Genomic DNA, 17,249 nt, shown 5'->3' with positions numbered 1-17,249 from the left:
CACATCGAGGAGGTTTCATGGCGCGACTCGTCATCGGCGCGGCCGGCTACGACCTGCCGGCCGACACCGACACGGACAAGCTCACCGCGGAAATCATCGCGGCGATGAGCGGACGCACGGGGCTCGCCGCTCCCGTTCTGGGCAGTCACGGCCAGCGGATCACACTGATCGTCAACTTCGCGGTGGTGCCGACAGTCACGATCGAACCTGGCGACGCCGAGCCAGGCGGCTCCGGCCCAGAAAGCACGGACGACGGCGGCATCGTCCCCAAGGGCGGGCGAATCAGCGGCTGACCTCCCCGGCCGGCAGGCCAGGCAGGCCAGATGCGAGCGCTGGTGGCAGCGGGGCCGCCAGCGCGGCCAGCAGGCGGGTGAACTCCCGTTCCAGGCGGGGGCCGGCAGTGAGGTTCACCGCGGTGAGCATGCCCAGGCGCAGCGGCAGCGCCGCGCCGCCGATCGGGGCGATCCGGGCCGGGACGAGGCGGTAGCGCCCCTCATCGACGCCGAGGGTCTGGGCCAGCGCGTTCTCGAACTCGGCCAGGCCGTCCGCCAGGTACCGGGGAGAAAGAAGCACCAGGGTGCGCCGGCTGTGCCGGACGCCGCGCTCGACGCCGACGACGCGGGCGACCCCGGGCACCTCGACGTCACCGGACACCGCCACGCGCAGCCCGGCCCGCTCCAACCGGGGGACGAGCTGTGTCCAGACCCACGTCGCATCCGGTTCGACGTCGATATAGCTGACGTAGACGTCGTGCCGGAAGCCGTCGCCCTCGCGGGTCACCGCGTCGGACCGCTCCCCGCCGGCCTCCCCGCCGCGATCGGCGGCGGTCGCAGCAGCGGCCGTCTCACCAGCCGGAGTCGCGGCGACGCCGGAGGCCATACCGGTCGCCGCGACGCCGGCCGGTCGGCGGGCGACGGCGAAGTTGTCCTCCAGATGCGCCTTGAAGACCGGATGCTGCGCGGATGCCCGGGCCGTCACCCGCGGCTGAACGTACTCGAACAGGTCGAAGATCCGGACCAGGCCGTCGTCGCCGGCGGCCCCGCCGGCAAGCCCGGCCAGCAGCTGCCCGGTGAACAGGCTGTTGGCCGCGCCGGGTAGCACGAACGAGGACTCGTCCTCCCGTGAGGAGGCGAGCACCGCCCGGCCCCGCCCGGCCGCCAGTGCCTCGTAGTACCGCTCGGACAGGCCGGGGGCCGACGTCGCGACGTCGGATACCGCCGCGATGGACCCGGCATCGCTGGAGACAGCACCACTGGACCCGGCGACGACGGCCTTCGGCACGCCGATGCCGCCGGCGTGGCAGCAGTCGAAGACGACCAGCACCCGCCGGGCGGCCAGCGCGCGCAGCGCCCGTCCGAACTCCGCGCCGGAGATGGCGGTGCGGGCCAGCGCCTCACCTGACTCGGCGACCGCGTCCACCGGCAACAGGTAGTCCCCGGCGTCCTGGCCGGCAGTGACCCGAAGACCATGCCCCGACAGGTAGATGAACACCGTCGCGTCCGGCCCGGCCCGGCGGGCGAGGTCGCCGAGCTCCCCGCGCAGCGCCTGCGCGCTCGCGGCATCGTCGAGGAGCAGGCGGGTGTTGCCCGGACGGTGCCCGCCACGCACCGGGTCGACCAGCACGGCGTGCACATCCCGGGCGTCCTGGACAGCGGCGGGCGGCAGCCTTGCCACGTACCGGTAGGCGGCGATGCCGACGACGAGCCCGTGGGTGTTGGCCATCGGATTCACCGCCGGCCGCCGGTCGCTCACCGTGGCTGCTCGTCCGCGCCGGCCTGGGCCAGACCGAGCCGCAGCGCCGCCGCGGCGGCCTCGCCCCGGCTGGTGACCGAGAGCTTGGCCAGGATGTTGGACACGTGCACGCTGGCCGTCTTCTCGGTGATGAACAGCCGGCGGCCGATGATCCGGTTGCTGTGCCCGGCGACCAGGTACCCGAGCACCTGGCGCTCGCGCGGGGTGAGATGCGGACCGACCGTGCCCGAGACTGGTTGCCGGCGGTCCTGGTCCCGGCAGCCTGGACCGGCCACCTCGGCGCCGAGCCCGGTCACGGAGGTGGCCTCGGCGCCACTGCCGTCGCGCTCGGTGCCCGCCGCCAGGTCGATCCGCGCCCGGCGGGCCAGCTGCTCGATCTCTCCACGCAGCGGTGCGGCGTCGAGACCCGTAGCGAGCCGGTGGGCCTGCCGTAGCGCCGGCCCGGCACGGCTGTCCCTGCTCCGCAGGGCGGCGGCGGCCTCCCGCCACCGCGCGTACGCCGTCGGACCGGGGCGGCCGATACGCTCCCATCGTTCGGCCACCCGGGCCCACTGGCGAGGCGTGTCCTGGCCGCGGCCGCGAGCCTGCTCCGCCCGGCACTGCAGGTGCAGCGCGGCCACGTCCGGAAGCGGCCGTGGGGGCAGGTCACGGATAACGGCCCGCACCCGGTCGACGAACCCGGCCGCCGCCGGCGCCAGCCCCGCGCGGTCGTCGCCCTCCGCCAACACCTGCTGGTCGACCGCCGGCGGTACGGGGGTGTGCCCCGGCGACCTGCGGCGGGCCACCAGCCCGGGGTGCACCCGGTCGGCCTCCGCGCGCAGACCCAGTGCGCACAGGTACAGCGTCAACGGCGCGTCCTCGCTGACCGCGTCCAGCCCGGCCAGCACCGCCGCACGCGCCACGTCGTGCTCCGCGCGCCAGATTGCGAGCTCGGCGCGGCAGCCGTGCCACTGCCCGGCGAACTGGGACTCCCGCACGCGCCCGGCCGACACCCTGGCCGCCTCCAGTCGCGCCTCGGCATCCACGAAACGGCCGCGACCGATGTCGATCTCGGCCGCCAGCAGGTGCAGGAACAGAGCGGAGCCGACCGGCACGTCGCGGTGGAAGGCATCGGTGATGGCCGTGACCGCCTCGTCCCAGCGGCCGAGCAGCGACAGGACTGCGACCGCGTTCGTCAGCAGCACTCCCCCGCCGGTCAGTTCGATGCCGAGCTCCCGGCTGCGCGCGAGCCCCGTGCGCGCCACGGCCAGAGACTCCTCGAGCCGGCCGGCCTTCTCCAGGGCGAACCCCAGGTTGCTGTAGGCGCGCAGCAGCTCCTCCGCGTCGTCGGAGCCAAGCGCGATCTCCAACGCGGCCCGTAACGCGCGGACGCCCTGATCGGGGCGACCAATCATGGTCAGCGCGACACCCGCCATGTTCAGGCCACGACTGCGGGCCGCCGGCGCGCCGACCGCGGCGGCAAGATCCGCTGCCTGGGTCGCCAGCGACAGTCCGACCGAGTAACGGCCGGCGAGGACGTGGGAGGTCGCGAGCCGCCCCAGCACGCCGGCCCGCTGGCCGCTGGGCGCCTCGTCGGCGAGGAGACTGACGGCCTGCTCGTAGGCCCGGGTCGAACCCTCGCCGTCCCCCGATTCCCACCGGTAGCGGCCCAGCCGCTCCCACAGCGCGGCCCGCTCGGCGGGGCTTCGCCGCGGGGACTGCTGCGCCGACAGTTCCAGCATCCACGCGATCGCCACATCGGTGTGGCCGGCCCACCGGGCCGCTTCCGCGCCGCGTTCCAGCAGGTGACTGTGCGGGACTCCAGCGGCCCGCACCGGGTCGTCGACCCGGTGCCACAACGCGAGGGCGCGCGTGTACTGCCGGTGGCTCTCCGCGAAGGCGCAGGCGTCGGCGGCCATCTCAGCGGCGACGACCGCCGCGGCCAGCGCCCGCGGCAGGACACCGGCCGCGTGCCAGTGGTAGGCAAGCTCCGCCGCGAGCGCCGGCCCACCGACCGCGCCCAGCTCGGGCTGGGTCCGCAGTGCCTCGGCCAGTGCCGCGTGCAGTCGGGTCCGCTCGCCGGGCAGCAGGTCCGCGTACACGACCTCCCTTCCGACAGCATGCCGGAACACATAGGTGCCCTTACCGGTGTCCGTGACCAGCACGTGGTACGCGACGCACTCCCGCAGGGCCGCGGTGAGCCGCTCCTGCGGCATCTCACACAAGGTGTCGAGCAGCTGGTGACGGATCGTGCGGCCGGCCGTCGCGATCAGGCGGAGAACCTCGCGCGCGTCGGCGGTCAGAGTCTCCACCCGGGCCAGCACGACGTCGCGGATCGAGCGCGGCAGCGGCAGTGGCTCCGCTCCGAGACCAGGTGCCGCGGACACAGGCGCAGACGCGGGCGCGGCGGTCGAGGTAGACGTGAGCGCGGACATGGACACAGACGCGGGCGGCCCCGGTGGCACGTCAGCCGGTGTCGGTTCGGCCAGCGCGCCCCCCGCCACCAGTTCCTCCGCGAAATACGCGTTGCCATCCGATAGCGCGTAGATGCGGCGGAGCTGGGCGGCGCCGGGGGCCGCCCCGACCAGGGCGGTCAGAAACGTGGCCAGCTCCGCCTCGGTGAAGCGGGCAAGCTCCAGCCGAAGTGCGCGGCCCGAACGGGTCAGCTCGGTCAGTACCCCGCGCAGTGGATGGCCGGGCCCGAGATCATTGGAGCGGTAGCTCGCCACCAGCACCAGTCGTTCCCGGGAGAGCGTGGCGGCCAGAAACGACAACAGGTCCAGGGTGGAGCGGTCGGCCCACTGCAGATCCTCGATGACCAGCAGCAGCGGCGCCCGCTCGGCGAGCCGGTGCAGCAGGCGCAGCACCGCCTCCAGAAGCCGGCCCACCGGCGCCGGCCCCGCCTGCTCGCCGGTCCCGGCGGTCGTGGCGGTGGCCGCACCGTCCGCCGGGTCCATGGTGTCGGCGGCGGTGTCGTCGAAGGCGTCATCGAGGTAGGGCACCACCTGGCTGAGCGCCGGGTAGGCCCGTCCCGCCACCGCGCGCACCGTCTGACCACCGAGATCCCGCGCGAGGCCGCGCAGCATCTCCGCCAACGGCGCGTACGGCAGTTCGCCGGCGGCCAGCCCTATGCACACCCCGGTGAGGACGCGGACCCCCTCCATGCGGGCCCGTCGGGAGAACTCCCGGATCAGGTGGCTCTTGCCGACACCGCCCTCGCCCCCGACGAGAACAGTGGTCGGCGTCCCCTCGGCCGCGGTGGCCAGCGCGGCGGACAGGGTCGCCAGCTCCGGTGCCCGCGCGACGAACCGGGTGTTGGCGGCCGACGTGAACCCCACCGTCACGACAGCTCCCCGATGATCCCGGACGGCCTGGACCGACGCGGTCATCGTCTCACCCCGGCGGGCCCCGGGGGACGCTTTCGCCCGCCGGGGGCCGGACACGCCGGACCGTGCGGCAGGGAGCCACCCGCCACGGTCCGGCGCCTCGCCGATCCGTCCCTGGATCCGCGAGCCGGGCAGCCTGTCCGTCGGACGGCTTGACCGGCGAGCCCCCCGGACAGCTCGCCGGTCAGGCGGGCAGGTGCTCAGACGAGCAGGAACGCGTCGCTCTCCGCCAGGTCGACCACCTGGAAACCCGCGCTCACGAGCTCCAGGTTGTAGTGGAAGCGACCGGTCAGGTCAACCGGAATATGGATCTTGAAGCGCAGAATGCCGGTGGGCTCACTCGCACCAGTGCGGACGAAATCGCTCCCGCTGGGCTTCCAATCCGGCCCGACCGGCCCATTGAACTCCTCCTTGAACGGGTTTCCCACCGGAACCAGACCGGCCTCCGCCTTAACGGCGTTCTCGTTCACGGCGGTGACGTTCAGGGTGTAGTTCGCCAGGCTCTGCCCCAGCACGTTGCCCGCCTCGAGCTGGATGATCAGGTCGAAGGTGGTCAACTTGGGAGACCCTGCATTCGGCGTCAGGCTCTTGACGATACCGCCCGGCTGGGCCGTATAGATGGCCGCGATCCGCGCATCGGAGGCGTTCATGGTGCCCTCTTCTCGTGAGGCACGGGCCCTTTCCCGTGCTGGTATCCAGGCTATTTCCGACGGTCAGTTTCGGGTATTCGGAAAACTCCCCGACCAGCGTGGTCGACCCACCCCGCATCCCCGCGGCGGCACCCGGAGAAATCCCTAGGCCGCTGGACCGCACCGCCTTGGAGCCGCCGTTGCGCCCTCGGCCCGGCAGGGCCGTCGTCCGGTGCCCACCTGATCAGGGAAGATCGCCAGCCGACTGCCGCCCCCGACCGGAGCCGACCGGAGCCGACCGGAGCCGACCGGAGCCGACCGAACACGGCGCTCCCGATGCATCCGCGCCTGCCCCTACGCCTGTCGAGCTCAGGAGAACGACGGCTCGTCGCTGCCCCACGGATGGGCTGGGTGGGGGTAGTCGTCGAAACCGGGGATGGCCGGGCGGGCCGTGGTGCGGTCGCCGTGGGTGACGGCCGCGTTCGCCGACGGCTGGGCGGCCGGCAGGTGGTGGGGGTCGCGGCCGGGGGCGTCGAGCAGCCAGGTGGCGGTGCGGGCGAGGGGGGCGAGGACGTCGCGGCCGTGGCCGTCGGCGGCGCGGGCGGTGAGCGCGTCGATGATGCCGGCGGCGAGCAGGTAGCCGGTGGCGTGGTCGAGGGCCTGGGCGGGCAGAGCGCCGGGCGTCTCATCGTCGGCGCTCTCGATCAGCGCGATGCCGGACGCGGCCTGGACGATCGAGTCGAACCCGCGCCGCCCCGCCCACGGGCCCGCGTCTCCCCAGGCGTTGATCCGGGCGCGGACGATCCCCGCCGGGATGCGCAGGCCGCGGGCCTCGAAGGCCTCGATCGCGCCGGGCCGGTAGCCGGTGAGCAGCACGTCGGCCTGGGCGAGCAGTGTCTGCGCGCGAGGCAGGTCGGTCCGCAGGTCCAGCAGTGCGGTGCGTTTGCCCTGCCCGGTGTCCAGGTGCTGCCAGCCGATCTCCGCCGGTTGCTTCGGGTCGAGGCGCAGGACGTCCGCGCCGAGCAGCGCCAGGGTGCGTCCGGCGACCGGCCCGGCCAGGACCCGGGTCAGGTCGAGGACCCGCACTCCCGCGAGCGGCCGCGTGCCGCCGTCAGCACCGGCAGCGCCTGAGCCGCGAGCATCTGGGCTGGCGCCGGCAACGGCCTGCGGGCTGGAGCTGGCACCGCCGCCGAAGGCACCGCCGACCGAGGCGGCGCAGCGGCCATCGGTGACCTCCCGGCGAACGCCGCCACCGCGGCGGGTGCCGCCGCTTTCACGCGGACCCTCGCCCCAGACGTCGTCGCGTTCGGTGACCCGCACGAGGGGACCTGTGGCAGCGGCCTGGCCCGGTGCCGAGGACCGCCACTCGGCCTCGCCGCGCACCCGGACGGCGATGGCGCCGACCCGCGCCGCCTCTTCCTCAAGCTCGGCGGCCGACCGGCCCGCGATGGCCTTCGCTGCGGCCTCCCGGTCGGCGTCGACGAGACCGAGGAGGCCCAGGAGCCGGTCCCGATGATGCGGGTAGTTCGCGTGCGTGCGCAGGTAACCGTCCGCGGCCCGGTAGAAGCCGGACAGCGGGGCGAACGCGGACGCACGGGCTGCGCCGTCACGGAACAGACGCTCGCTGCCGAACGTCGCGGCGACCCGCTCCAGATCCAGCGGCGCGTCCACGACCCGCCCGGTGGCCCCGGCCCGGACGGCGGCCCGCCGCACCGCCTCCACCGACATCATGGCCAGATCCAGCACCGGCAGCGTCGCGGAAAGCCAGGCATCAGGCACCCGTCCAGTCTCCCGCACCCCTGGCCGCTCGCAACCTCTTCCTCGCCGGGCTGATCGCGCAGGAGTTCCATCCTTCCCCCGCCACCAGCCGTGGGGTACTCGCCGCGCCGCTATCCGGCGGTCAGGGCCGTCAGGTAGGTACCCGGGTGGGTGGCGCCGGACTGGTCGAGCAGCGGGCCGCCGTCCCAGGGCAGGGTGGTCGTGGTGAACGTGTCGGGTGGCGTGACCTGGATGCGCGTCGCGTCGAACCCACCGGGCTCGCCGACGTTCGCGGGAAGATAGTGCAGGGAGGCGTGCGCCGCGGCCCCCGGCGCGAGGGTGATTCGGCTCGGCCGCACCAGCGGGGAGCGCACGACGTCCCAGCCGGCTCCATCCCGAGCGACCAGGCTCACGCCCGGATAGCCGCTCACCGTGCAGCGCCGGGACGAGCGGTTGGTCAGCCGTACCTGCCGCTCGCGCTGGTCGCCCTCGACGACGGACGACGACCCGAGTGTCACCGTCACGGCCTGCGCCGCGCACGGCCTGACAGCACCGGACACGGGCCGCGCGCTCGCGGTCGACCGCGTGCTCCCACCAGCCGCCGAGGATCCTGATGACCCTGACGAGGATCCCGAACCGGCGCTGGCCGCGTGCACGGCACCACTGCGCCCCGCCGACGACCTGGCATGCCGCGACGAGCCGGACTTTCCGTCGCAGGCAGCCAGGCCCAGGGCCACGACCAGCACCGTCGGAACGACGGCCACTCGCGCCACACGCCGCATGATCCACTCCGTTTCCCGGGCCACGCGGCCCACCGCACTCGCCACCCGCGGGCACCGAGGATGGCCCCGTGCCGGACAGCCGGAACGGAACAATCATGACTGTAGGTGACCCCTCGCCCGCCGAGAATCTGCTACCTGACAGCCAGCCTGTCCGCCATGTGTCACCTCATCATCGGGCGAACAGGCGGCTCGCCCATCGCTCTCGACGTTCCTGGTCGTGGCGAATCCAGTCGGCCCCCTCGGACGCGACCGATTCGAGGATGCGCGTCACGCCCTCGAGACCGGAGTTCCGCAGCACGAGGTCGGCAGGAGCCTCGTCCTGATCGTCGGGCACCACGTCGTTGTCCGGTCGCCGAACAATCCGGGTCCGGCGGTCTCCGTTCTTCCGCATCTTCGCCGGGCAGCGCTCAGTGGGCGGTGCCGCGGCGGAACAGGTGGGTGGCGGCGAGCCAGGAGACGGCGAGGATGCCGAGGGACCAGGCGAGGGCGATCAGTGCCTCGTGGCCCAGCGACGCGCCGGTGGAGGTGTGGCCCATCCACAGGCCGCGCATGGTCTCGATGATCGGGGTGAACGGCTGGTTCGCGGCGAAGCCCCGCAGGACGCTCGGCATCGTGTGGGTCGGGACGAACGCGGTGCTCACGTAAGGCAGGAACATCAGCACGAAGGTGAACGAGTTCGCCGCCTCCGGGCCGCCCGCGAGCAGCCCGACCGCCGCGGCGAGCCAGGACAGCGCCAGAATGAACAGCACGATCATGCCGACGGCGCCGAGCCAGTGCCAGACCGAGGTCGTCGGGCGCCAGCCGATGCCCAGGCCCACGCCGATGACCAGGGCGGTCGCGAGCAGGTTGCGGGTCAGGCTCGCCGCGACCTGGCCGAGCAGGATCGCCGACGCGCGGATCGGCATCGAGCGGAACCGGTCCACGATGCCGCCGGCCATGTCGGTGGCCAGGGCCACCGCGGTCGTCCCCGCGCCGAACCCGGCACACAGCACGATCAGCCCGGGCACCACGTAGTCGACGTACGGCCCCTGGTCGCGCAGCGCGCCGCCGAAGACGTAGACGAACAGCAGCATCAGGATGATCGGCAGCATCAGCGCCGTGAAGAACGCCTCGGGGTCGCGCCACGACCGGCGCAGGCAGCGACTGACCATGATCCGGGAGTCGACGAGGTCGTAGGTCAGGGTGCTCACTGGTCCACCATCCAAGTGTCCGAACCGGCAACTGAGAGGGTTCGGACACGCCCCTGGTCCCCACCGGGCCATCGCCCTGCTCGCTCGACCGTGAAGGTCCGCGATGAGTTCCGCGAGGCCCGGTGGCCCAGGACACCCCGACTGGCTACAGGGCTGCGCGCCATCGAGCGCCGATCAGTGAGCGACCGGCTGCGGTGTCCCAGGACCACCGGGTGTCTTCCCACTGGTGCAACAGCGAGGAGACACAGATGAGTATCGACCCGATCCCGACACCGCGTGTCTGTGGCGGCGTGGACTGGGCCAAAGACGACCACGCCGTCGCGGTCGTCGACGCCGACGGAGAGGTCCTCGACCGGTTCGCGGTCTCCCACGACGCCGCCGGGTTGAAGAACATGGTCAAGCGGCTGCTGAAACGCGGCGTGACCGAGGTCGGGATCGAACGCCCCGACGGGCCGGTCGTCGCCGCGTTGCGCCAGGCCGAGCTGACGGTGTTCGTGATCCCACCCGGCCAGTTGAAGAACCTGCGGTCCCGCTACGGGTCGGCGGGGAACAAGGACGACCGGTTCGACGCCTACGTCCTGGCCGACGTCGTGCGCACCGACCGCCGCCGGCTGCGCCCGCTCGTCCGCGACACCGGCCAGACAACCGCGCTGCGCCGTAGCGTCCGCGCCCGCCGGAACCTCGTCGCCCACCGGGTCGCGGTCGCCAACCAGCTCCGCGCCCACCCGCAGGTCGTGTTCCCCGGCGCGGCCGGCCTGTTCTCCGAGATCGACTCCGACATCAGCCTGCGGTTCCTCGAACGGTTCACCACCCAGGCCCAGGCCAGCTGGCTGTCGGTCAAGCGGCTGGCCGCCTGGCCGCACGCCGCCCGCTACAGCGGCCGCACCCCCGCACAGACCCTCTACACCCGCCTGACCAGCGCGCCCGACGGCGACACCGGCGACCACGACCCCGTCGACGCCGCCGTCACCCTCGCCTACGTCACGACCCTGCGCGCTCTCAACACCCAGATCGACATCCTGGCTGGACGGATCGCGGAACAACTCGAACTCCACCCCGACGGCCTCGTCTTCACGTCCCTGCCCCGCTCGGGCAAAGTCCGCGCCGCCCGGCTGCTCGCCGAGATCGGGGACGCCCGCGGCCGGTTCCCCACCCCCGACTCCCTGGCTTGCCTGGCCGGCGTCGCACCGTCGACCCGCCAGTCCGGCAAGGTCAAAGCCGTCACGTTCCGCTGGGGAGCGGACAAACAGCTCCGCGACGCCCTGTGCGACTTCGCCGGCGACTCCCGCCACGCGAACCCCTGGGCCGCTGCTCTCTACCAACGCGCCCGAGACCGAGGCCACGACCATCCTCACGCCGTCCGGGTCCTCGCCCGTGCGTGGGTGAACGTCATCTGGCGCTGCTGGCACGACAACGTTCCCTACAACCCCGCCGCCCACGGAGCCCTGCAAGCACTCATCAACCAAAATCAACAAGCGGCGGCTTGACACAGGGCAACTCATCGCCCGGCCCGGATCTCACCGACCGCCCAGCTGATGATCTCGGCGACCTCGTGCACCTGTGCCTCGGTGGCCAGCAGCGTGCGGTGGTGCAGCCAGACGCCATCGGCGCTGAGCGCCTCCGCGTTCGGGCACCGCCGTGCCAGCTCCTCGACGGATGTCTGGGGTGCTCCGGTCTCCCAGAAACCGTCGGAGCGGTACACGACGCGGAAGGCGGCGAACGCCGGAAGACCGCTTGCCACCAGCCGGTCGACAAGTTCGTTGCGCCGCTGTTCGGTCAGGCCCGGCACCCGGAACATCGCCATGTAGTGTGGCCGCCGGTCGCAGCGCGGGTCACGTCCCTGCGGGACGACTCCGGCAATCTCGCTGAGCAATCTGGACAGCACCGGCCAGCGCTGCTCGCGGGTGTCGATCTGCCCGTCAAGACGCCGCAGTTGGGCGCGCAGAACCGCCGCGGAGAACTCGTTGAGGCGGAAGTTCGAGCCGGATGTCTGGTGGAAGTAGTACCTGTCGGTGGGGGGACGGCCGCAGCTGTGCCGAAGAAAGGCGTCCGCCCGCAGTGCGGCGTCCGGAAAGAGCACGGCACCGCCTTCCCCGGCGGTCATGAGCTTGCCGTTCTGGAAGCTGAACGCGGCGACGGTGCCCAGCTCCCCGATCCGGCGTCCCTGCCAACGCGCGCCGTGCGCGTGCGCGGCGTCCTGCACCAGCGGAACTCCGGTGTCCGCGGAGATCTTCGCGAGCACATCCATGTCCGCGACCTCACCGGCGATGTGCACCGGCATGATGGCCGCGGTCCGCGAGCTGATCGCGGCGGCTACGGCAGTGGGGTCGATGTTGTAGGTGACGGGGTCGATGTCGACCGGAACCGCGACGGCCCCGAGCCGCTGTGCCGCCTGTGACGACGAGATGAAGGTGAACGCCGGGACAATCACCTCCGTGCCCGGACCGGCCCCGAGGACCTGCAGGGCCAGCTCCAGTGCATGCGTGCCGTTGGTAACGGCGAGCCCATGCGAACCGCCGTGGTAGCGGGTGAACTCCGCCTCGAACTCGTCGACCTCGCTGCCCCCCATCCGCCACCACTGACCCTGTTCGAGCGCGCGCAACAGACCGACCCGCTCGGTGTCGTCATACTGCGGCCAGACCGGCAGTTGCGATCTCATGACCGGCACAGTACCCACTGTTTCTCTCCTCGTTTCCGCGGTGTTTTCCGCACGGACCGGGACAACAATCGGGACTTTGCAAGGAGCTACCGTCGGCGCGAGCCGAAAGTTCTGGGATCCGGGCCACGCGCCATTTTCGCCGCTTCATCACGGCCACCGCCGTACGGCCGAGAAACCGGTCTTCCGGCCAGCGAACCAGAAAGAAAAAACCTACCGACGCAGGCTATCTGGGCCCTGACGCGAGCGTCAGCCCCGTAGCCTCCCCCTAGAACACCCCACCGACGCATCCATGATCATTTTATGGATGATGCGGTGCCGATGGTTCCCTCCAACACACCAAGGCAGAAAAAAGTGCCCTCTTCCATGGCTCCGCGACGTCACCCAGACTCGAGGAACGCACATGCAGGCCCGCACCATCCTCCACCTGATCCCCGCGCTCCGAAAGGACGACGATGACCGTCGAAGCCCCACCTCTCGACGAGACGTTCTCCCTGCCGGCCGGCACCGAGCAGCTCGACCGGGCCGTTGCCGCCCTGCAGGAACACGGCTACACCGTGCACGTTGTCGACACTGTCGAGCAGGCCCGCGAGCTTGTCGGCGAGCTGCTGCCGACCGACGGCCAGAGCATCTTCACCGCCTCCAGCGAGACGCTGCGCATTTCCGGCATCCTCGCCGACATCGACGAGTCCGGGAAATACACCTCGGTGCGGGCGAACGCTCCCGCGCCCAGCGATGACGTTTACGCGACGATCCGGCTCGGGGCCAGCCCCGACGTGGTCGTCGGCAGCGTGCACGCGGTGACCGAGGACGGGTCACTGGTCGTCGGCTCGGCCAGTGGCAGCCAGTTCGCGCCGTACGCGTCGGGTGCGCGGCGGGCTATCTGGGTGGTCGGCTCGCAGAAGATCGTGGCCGACGTACCGACCGCCCTGCGCCGCATCCGTACGTACAGCCTGCCCCGGGAGTTCCAGCGGCTGACCGACCTCTACAACCAGCCGTCGTTTCTCGGCCGGTTCCTGATCCTGGAGCGCGAGGCGTTCCCGGACCGCGGCGTCGTCGTTCTCGTCCGCGAGACCATCGGCTTCTGAGCACCCTGGCTCAGGACGTCCTGAGTCAGCCTTCGGCCGGGGCCCGGCGGGCGTCGTAGCGCCGCCGGGCCCTGTCGATGCCGTCGACGTTGCGCTGGGCCCAGTGCAGCAAGGATGACACGGTGTCCAGCATCGCCCGGCCCATCTCGGTCAGCTCGTAGTCCACCCTGGGCGGCACCTCCGGATACACGGTGCGGGTCACCAGCCCGTCCCGCTCCAGCACCCGCAGCGTGCTCGTGAGCATCCGCTGGTTGATGCCGGGCAGGCACCGTTTGATCTCGGAGAAACGCCGGGGGCCGCCGCTGATCTCGTTGACCACGGCCACCGACCACTTGTCGCCGACCCGGTCCATCACAGCCCGGACGCGACAGTCCGCATCCGCCACCGGCTGCACCACCCGCAGCGCGGACAGCTCCTCGCTGCTGTACCGGCGCCGGTTCTCGGCTACTGCCACAGCCACCTCCCGCACCCCGCGTCACCCGCCTGCGACGTACTCTACGTTTCTCCCCGGATGTATCGGGATGGTTCAGGCCTGCGCGGCCCACAGCGCGCGGCGTCGTAGGAAGTCGGCCTGTTCGGTGAGGGTGTTCGGCGGGATCTCGCCGAACCAGCCGACCTCGCGGCCCTCGTCGCTGCCGACCGGTTGGCCACCTACCAGCGTTGCCTCGAACGCGACGCCGATCGGCCAGCCCCGGTAGCCCGCCGCCGCCATCAACGGATATTCGATGTAGCCGAGCAGGGCGCCCACCGTGACCGCCGCCCCGAGCTCCCGCGCGGCCACCCGCTCCACCGCCGCCGGCAGCGACTCGCCGAAGAACACCGTGCCCCCCGGCAGGTGCCACTGCCCCCGGCAGGGCTCGATGTCCCGTTTTGTCAGCAGCACACCGGCCGGACCGGAAACCACCACTTCGACGCACAGCCGCGGCACTCTGCTGTAGATGGCGTCGAAATCGCGCTGGCTAAGCGGAAAACCGGTGCGTTCTGACACGGGGAAAGACTAGCAGCGACCGTCCGAACCCGGCCGCAGGTGACTCGCCAGCCGCGTCGCCGCCCTTCCATGGCGTGCTCTGCCCGGCACCCGACGCGCCAAAGGCCACCGGCCCAGGCAGGCGATGATGGCCACCAGACGACTCGTGAGCAGGCAGGATCTTCGCACGCTGGACCCGCCGGTCCGGCGCGATCGCCGTGCCGGCGAGCTTCGTGAACCGTCCGCGCACGGCGGCGCCGAGAGGACGAGTTCGTCGCTGCCGTCTGATCTCGACCGGTGAGCGGACGGGAGAGGACAGGTTGGCCACCGCGAGGATGTGCGGTCCGGGGGGCTATGCGGTCAGGCTGGTCAGGTGGGCGAGGTAGTGGGCGAACATGCGGATGCCGCCGGCGGTCTGGGTCCAGTCGTAGTGCTCGTTCGGGGCGTGGTAACCGTGGCTGGGCAGGCTGAGGCCCGTGAGGATCACGGGCGCGCCCAGGTGTTCGTTCATGGTGAGCACGGCGCCGATGGAGCCGCCCTCGCGGACGAACGCGGGGCGGCGGCCGAAGGCGTACTCGACGGCGTCGGCCGCGGCCTCGGCGTAAGGCCCGGTGCGGGGCCCGAGGTAGGGCGGCATCGCGGCCTCGAGCTCGAGGACGGCATCCGGATGACGGGCCGTGATGAAGTCGCGGACCAGCGCGAACACGGCGTGGGGATCCTGGTGCGGGACGAGCCGGGCGCTGAGCTTCGCCGTCGCCCGCGGCGGGACGACGGTCTTCACGCCGGGGCCGGTGTAGCCGCCGACCAGGCCGTGGACCTCGAAGGTCGGTTCGGCCATGATCCGGCGCACGACCTCGCGGGTGTCGGTGGTGCGTAGCGAGGTCAGGCCGTGGGCGGCCATGAACGTGTCGACGTCGAAACCGGAGGCGACGAAGCCGTCGAGCTCGTCGTCGGTGACAGGGGCGACGGCGTCGGCGAAGCCGGGGATGAGCACCCGTCCGGTCACCGGGTCGACGCATTCGGCGATGATGCCGGCAAGCTCGGCGAGCGGATTACGGGCGGGACCGCCGGTGAGACCGGAGTGGGTGTCGTTGCGTCCGGTGGTGACGGTGACCTCGAAGGTGACCAGGCCGCGCAGGCCGTAGTCGATCGCCGGGCGGTCGGCGGCGATCCAGATCGAGTCCGAGACCAGCACGACGTCGGTGGCGAGCCTGGGTAGTTCGGCGCGCACGAACGCCTCGAAGTTCGGGCTGCCGATCTCCTCCTCGGTCTCCCAGACGAACCGGATGTTGACCGGCCATCCCCGTCCGACGGCGAACTGCGCGGCCTGTAGGGCGGTCAGCGCCGGGCCCTTGTCGTCGGTGCTGCCCCGCCCGGCGTACCGGTCGCCCGCGATGGCCAGCCGAAACGGCTCGGTGTGCCATTCGTCCGGATCGGCGGGCTGGACGTCCAGATGGTTGTAGATCGTGACGGTCGGCAGGCCCGTGCCAGCGAGGTGCTCGCCGACGACGACCGGGTAGCCGGCGGTTGGCACGATCCGCGCCGACAGACCCGCGTCCCGCAGCAGCGTCGCCGCATGTTCGGCGGTACGGGCGAGGTCACCGGCGTGCGCCGGATCGGCGCTCACCCCGGGGATGCCGACGAGCTCGGCGAGACGCCGCTCGAACTCCGGCCGGCTCGCGTCGACGTATGCGCCCAGGCCGCCCAGCAGCTCTTCCCGGGCTGGCGCCGCCGCGTGCGGCAAGGCCGCGGGGCCGCGGGAAACGGTGGGGTCCTCCTGGGGCGGATGGCTGTCAGGCACCCGCTGATCCTACGGACCGCCTCCACCCGGTCGGTCCCCGACGCTCGCCCGGACACGCCCACGGCCCACTTGTCCGGAGCCGCCCGAGCCCACCTCCCCCACACGTTGCGGCCACGCGTTGCGGCCACGCATTCCGGAGCCCACCGCCCGGACGCCCGGGACCTTCCGCGCGCACGCGCGGACGGATACCCGCGCGGGAACTCACACCGTCCTCACACGGCTGCGGTGATGTCCTGACCGCGGCCACTCGTACCCATCCCTGGAAGGCTTCCCATGCGGTCGTCCGCCCACCGCCTGCTCCCCGACCGGCACCCTCTCGCCGCGAAGGTCCCCGAGATCACCGGCCTGTTCTGGGCAATAAAGATCCTGTCGACCGGAATGGGTGAGGCCACCGCCGACTTTCTGGCCTCGGTGAACCTGGTTCTCGCGGCGGCGGTCGGGAGCGTCGGGTTCGCCGGCACGCTGTGGCTGCAGCTGCGGTGCCGGCGCTACCGGGCGCCGGTCTACTGGTTCGCGGTGGTGATGCTGGCCGTGTTCGGGACGATGGCCGCCGACGGGCTGCCGATCGGGCACGTCGGCTCAACGGTGTTCTACGCCCTGGCGCTCGCCGCGGTGCTCTGGCGCTGGCACCACACCGAGGGCACTCTGTCGATCCACTCGATCGTCACCCGCCGGCGCGAGTACTACTACTGGACGACGGTGCTAGCGACGTTCGCGCTGGGCACCGCTCTGGGCGACCTGACCGCGGACACGCTGCACCTCGGCTACCTGGCGTCCGCGCTGGTCTTCACCGGGATCATCCTGGTGCCGGTGGTCGCCCGGCGATGGTGCGGCCTGGGCGAGGTCGCCACGTTCTGGGCCGCCTACGTGGTGACCCGTCCGTTGGGGGCATCGTTCGCCGACTGGCTCGGCAAGCCGCCCGTCCGCCATGGCCTCGGGCTCGGGGACGGCACCGTCAGCGCCCTTGCGGGCCTGCTCATCGTCGCGCTGGTCGCCCACGTCGCCCGTACCCGCGCGGACGTCCAACGCCCCCGGCTCGTCACGCCGGCCGAAACCGCGCGACCGGCCGAGCCAGCGGGAGCGACCGCCGGCGCTGACGGACGGCGCGGGGCCGCTCGGGGATGACCAGGGCGACGGCCCTGGGCCGACCCGCGGCTTCAGCGCATACGCACGGTGTTCTACTGTGCGGTTCTGCACCAGACCACCCGCCCTGCCCACCGACCGCGCGGGCCCGTCCCGCGCCTGGATCTCCGAAGGTATC

General features: G+C 72.1%; 15 protein-coding genes. 4 read left to right on the top strand and 11 right to left on the bottom strand.

What is annotated here, in order from left to right:
• Positions 1–17 precede the first annotated feature (17 nt).
• Positions 18–293 carry a hypothetical protein gene (locus MXD95_RS10020; protein WP_250640286.1) on the top strand — a complete coding sequence of 92 codons (276 nt, stop codon included), beginning with the start codon at positions 18–20 and terminating at the stop codon, positions 291–293.
• Here the strand turns inward: MXD95_RS10020 and MXD95_RS10015 are convergent.
• The 7 genes from MXD95_RS10015 to MXD95_RS09985 all read right to left on the bottom strand — a co-directional run bounded on the left by MXD95_RS10015 (position 283) and on the right by MXD95_RS09985 (position 9,476).
• Positions 283–1,752 (bottom strand): caspase family protein, encoded by a 1,470-nt coding sequence (locus tag MXD95_RS10015; RefSeq protein WP_250640285.1) that lies wholly within the window; start codon positions 1,750–1,752, stop codon positions 283–285. The two genes, MXD95_RS10020 and MXD95_RS10015, sit on opposite strands and share 11 nt — an antisense overlap.
• Positions 1,749–5,075: a helix-turn-helix transcriptional regulator gene (locus MXD95_RS10010; RefSeq protein ID WP_250640284.1), complete on the bottom strand. Its 3,327-nt coding sequence runs from the start codon at positions 5,073–5,075 to the stop codon at positions 1,749–1,751. The genes MXD95_RS10015 and MXD95_RS10010 overlap by 4 nt, the downstream gene beginning before the upstream one ends.
• A 242-nt stretch (positions 5,076–5,317) precedes the next feature.
• Positions 5,318–5,767 carry a hypothetical protein gene (locus MXD95_RS10005; protein ID WP_250640283.1) on the bottom strand — a complete coding sequence of 150 codons (450 nt, stop codon included), beginning with the start codon at positions 5,765–5,767 and terminating at the stop codon, positions 5,318–5,320.
• A 348-nt stretch (positions 5,768–6,115) separates the two neighbouring features.
• Positions 6,116–7,543: a CoA transferase gene (locus MXD95_RS10000; protein ID WP_250640282.1), complete on the bottom strand. Its 1,428-nt coding sequence runs from the start codon at positions 7,541–7,543 to the stop codon at positions 6,116–6,118.
• A gap of 92 nt (positions 7,544–7,635) precedes the next feature.
• Entirely contained in the window at positions 7,636–8,286 is a 651-nt protein-coding gene (locus tag MXD95_RS09995) for a DUF4232 domain-containing protein (protein WP_250640281.1), read from the bottom strand.
• A gap of 169 nt (positions 8,287–8,455) precedes the next feature.
• The gene (locus MXD95_RS09990) at positions 8,456–8,620 is read right to left on the bottom strand and encodes a hypothetical protein (RefSeq protein WP_250640280.1); all 165 of its coding nucleotides are present in this window, start codon (positions 8,618–8,620) and stop codon (positions 8,456–8,458) included.
• 73 nt (positions 8,621–8,693) lie between these two features.
• Positions 8,694–9,476, bottom strand: a complete 783-nt coding sequence (locus tag MXD95_RS09985) for an ABC transporter permease (protein ID WP_250640279.1) — start codon at positions 9,474–9,476, stop codon at positions 8,694–8,696.
• A gap of 248 nt (positions 9,477–9,724) precedes the next feature.
• Here MXD95_RS09985 and MXD95_RS09980 point away from each other — a divergent pair, with 248 nt between their 5' ends.
• On the top strand, positions 9,725–10,963 hold the full coding sequence (locus MXD95_RS09980) for an IS110 family RNA-guided transposase (RefSeq protein WP_250640278.1): 1,239 nt from the start codon (positions 9,725–9,727) through the stop codon (positions 10,961–10,963).
• An 11-nt stretch (positions 10,964–10,974) separates the two neighbouring features.
• Here the strand turns inward: MXD95_RS09980 and MXD95_RS09975 are convergent, their stop codons facing one another.
• A complete protein-coding gene (locus MXD95_RS09975) occupies positions 10,975–12,135 on the bottom strand; it encodes a DegT/DnrJ/EryC1/StrS family aminotransferase (RefSeq protein ID WP_250640277.1) in 1,161 nt (386 codons plus the stop codon).
• 452 nt (positions 12,136–12,587) lie between these two features.
• Here MXD95_RS09975 and MXD95_RS09970 point away from each other — a divergent pair, with 452 nt between their 5' ends.
• Positions 12,588–13,220, top strand: a complete 633-nt coding sequence (locus MXD95_RS09970; RefSeq protein WP_250640276.1) for an LUD domain-containing protein — start codon at positions 12,588–12,590, stop codon at positions 13,218–13,220.
• Positions 13,221–13,245: 25 nt separating this feature from the next.
• On the opposite strand, the gene MXD95_RS09965 is transcribed toward MXD95_RS09970, so the two are convergent.
• The 3 genes from MXD95_RS09965 to MXD95_RS09955 form a co-directional block, all read right to left on the bottom strand.
• A complete protein-coding gene (locus tag MXD95_RS09965; RefSeq protein ID WP_308301474.1) occupies positions 13,246–13,674 on the bottom strand; it encodes a winged helix-turn-helix transcriptional regulator in 429 nt (142 codons plus the stop codon).
• Positions 13,675–13,746: 72 nt separating this feature from the next.
• A complete protein-coding gene (locus MXD95_RS09960; protein WP_250640275.1) occupies positions 13,747–14,208 on the bottom strand; it encodes an NUDIX hydrolase in 462 nt (153 codons plus the stop codon).
• Positions 14,209–14,539: 331 nt separating this feature from the next.
• On the bottom strand, positions 14,540–15,988 hold the full coding sequence (locus tag MXD95_RS09955) for a M20/M25/M40 family metallo-hydrolase (RefSeq protein ID WP_250640274.1): 1,449 nt from the start codon (positions 15,986–15,988) through the stop codon (positions 14,540–14,542).
• Between the two features lie 273 nt (positions 15,989–16,261).
• On the opposite strand from MXD95_RS09955, the gene MXD95_RS09950 reads away from it, so the two are divergent.
• The gene (locus tag MXD95_RS09950; protein ID WP_250640273.1) at positions 16,262–17,113 is read left to right on the top strand and encodes a COG4705 family protein; all 852 of its coding nucleotides are present in this window, start codon (positions 16,262–16,264) and stop codon (positions 17,111–17,113) included.
• Positions 17,114–17,249 lie beyond the last annotated feature (136 nt).

This window comes from Frankia sp. AiPa1, assembly GCF_023243075.1.
Lineage (GTDB): Bacteria > Actinomycetota > Actinomycetes > Frankiales > Frankiaceae > Frankia.
The sequence above is the reverse complement of the archived record's forward strand: the minus strand, read 5'-3'. Positions and strand labels throughout refer to the sequence as shown.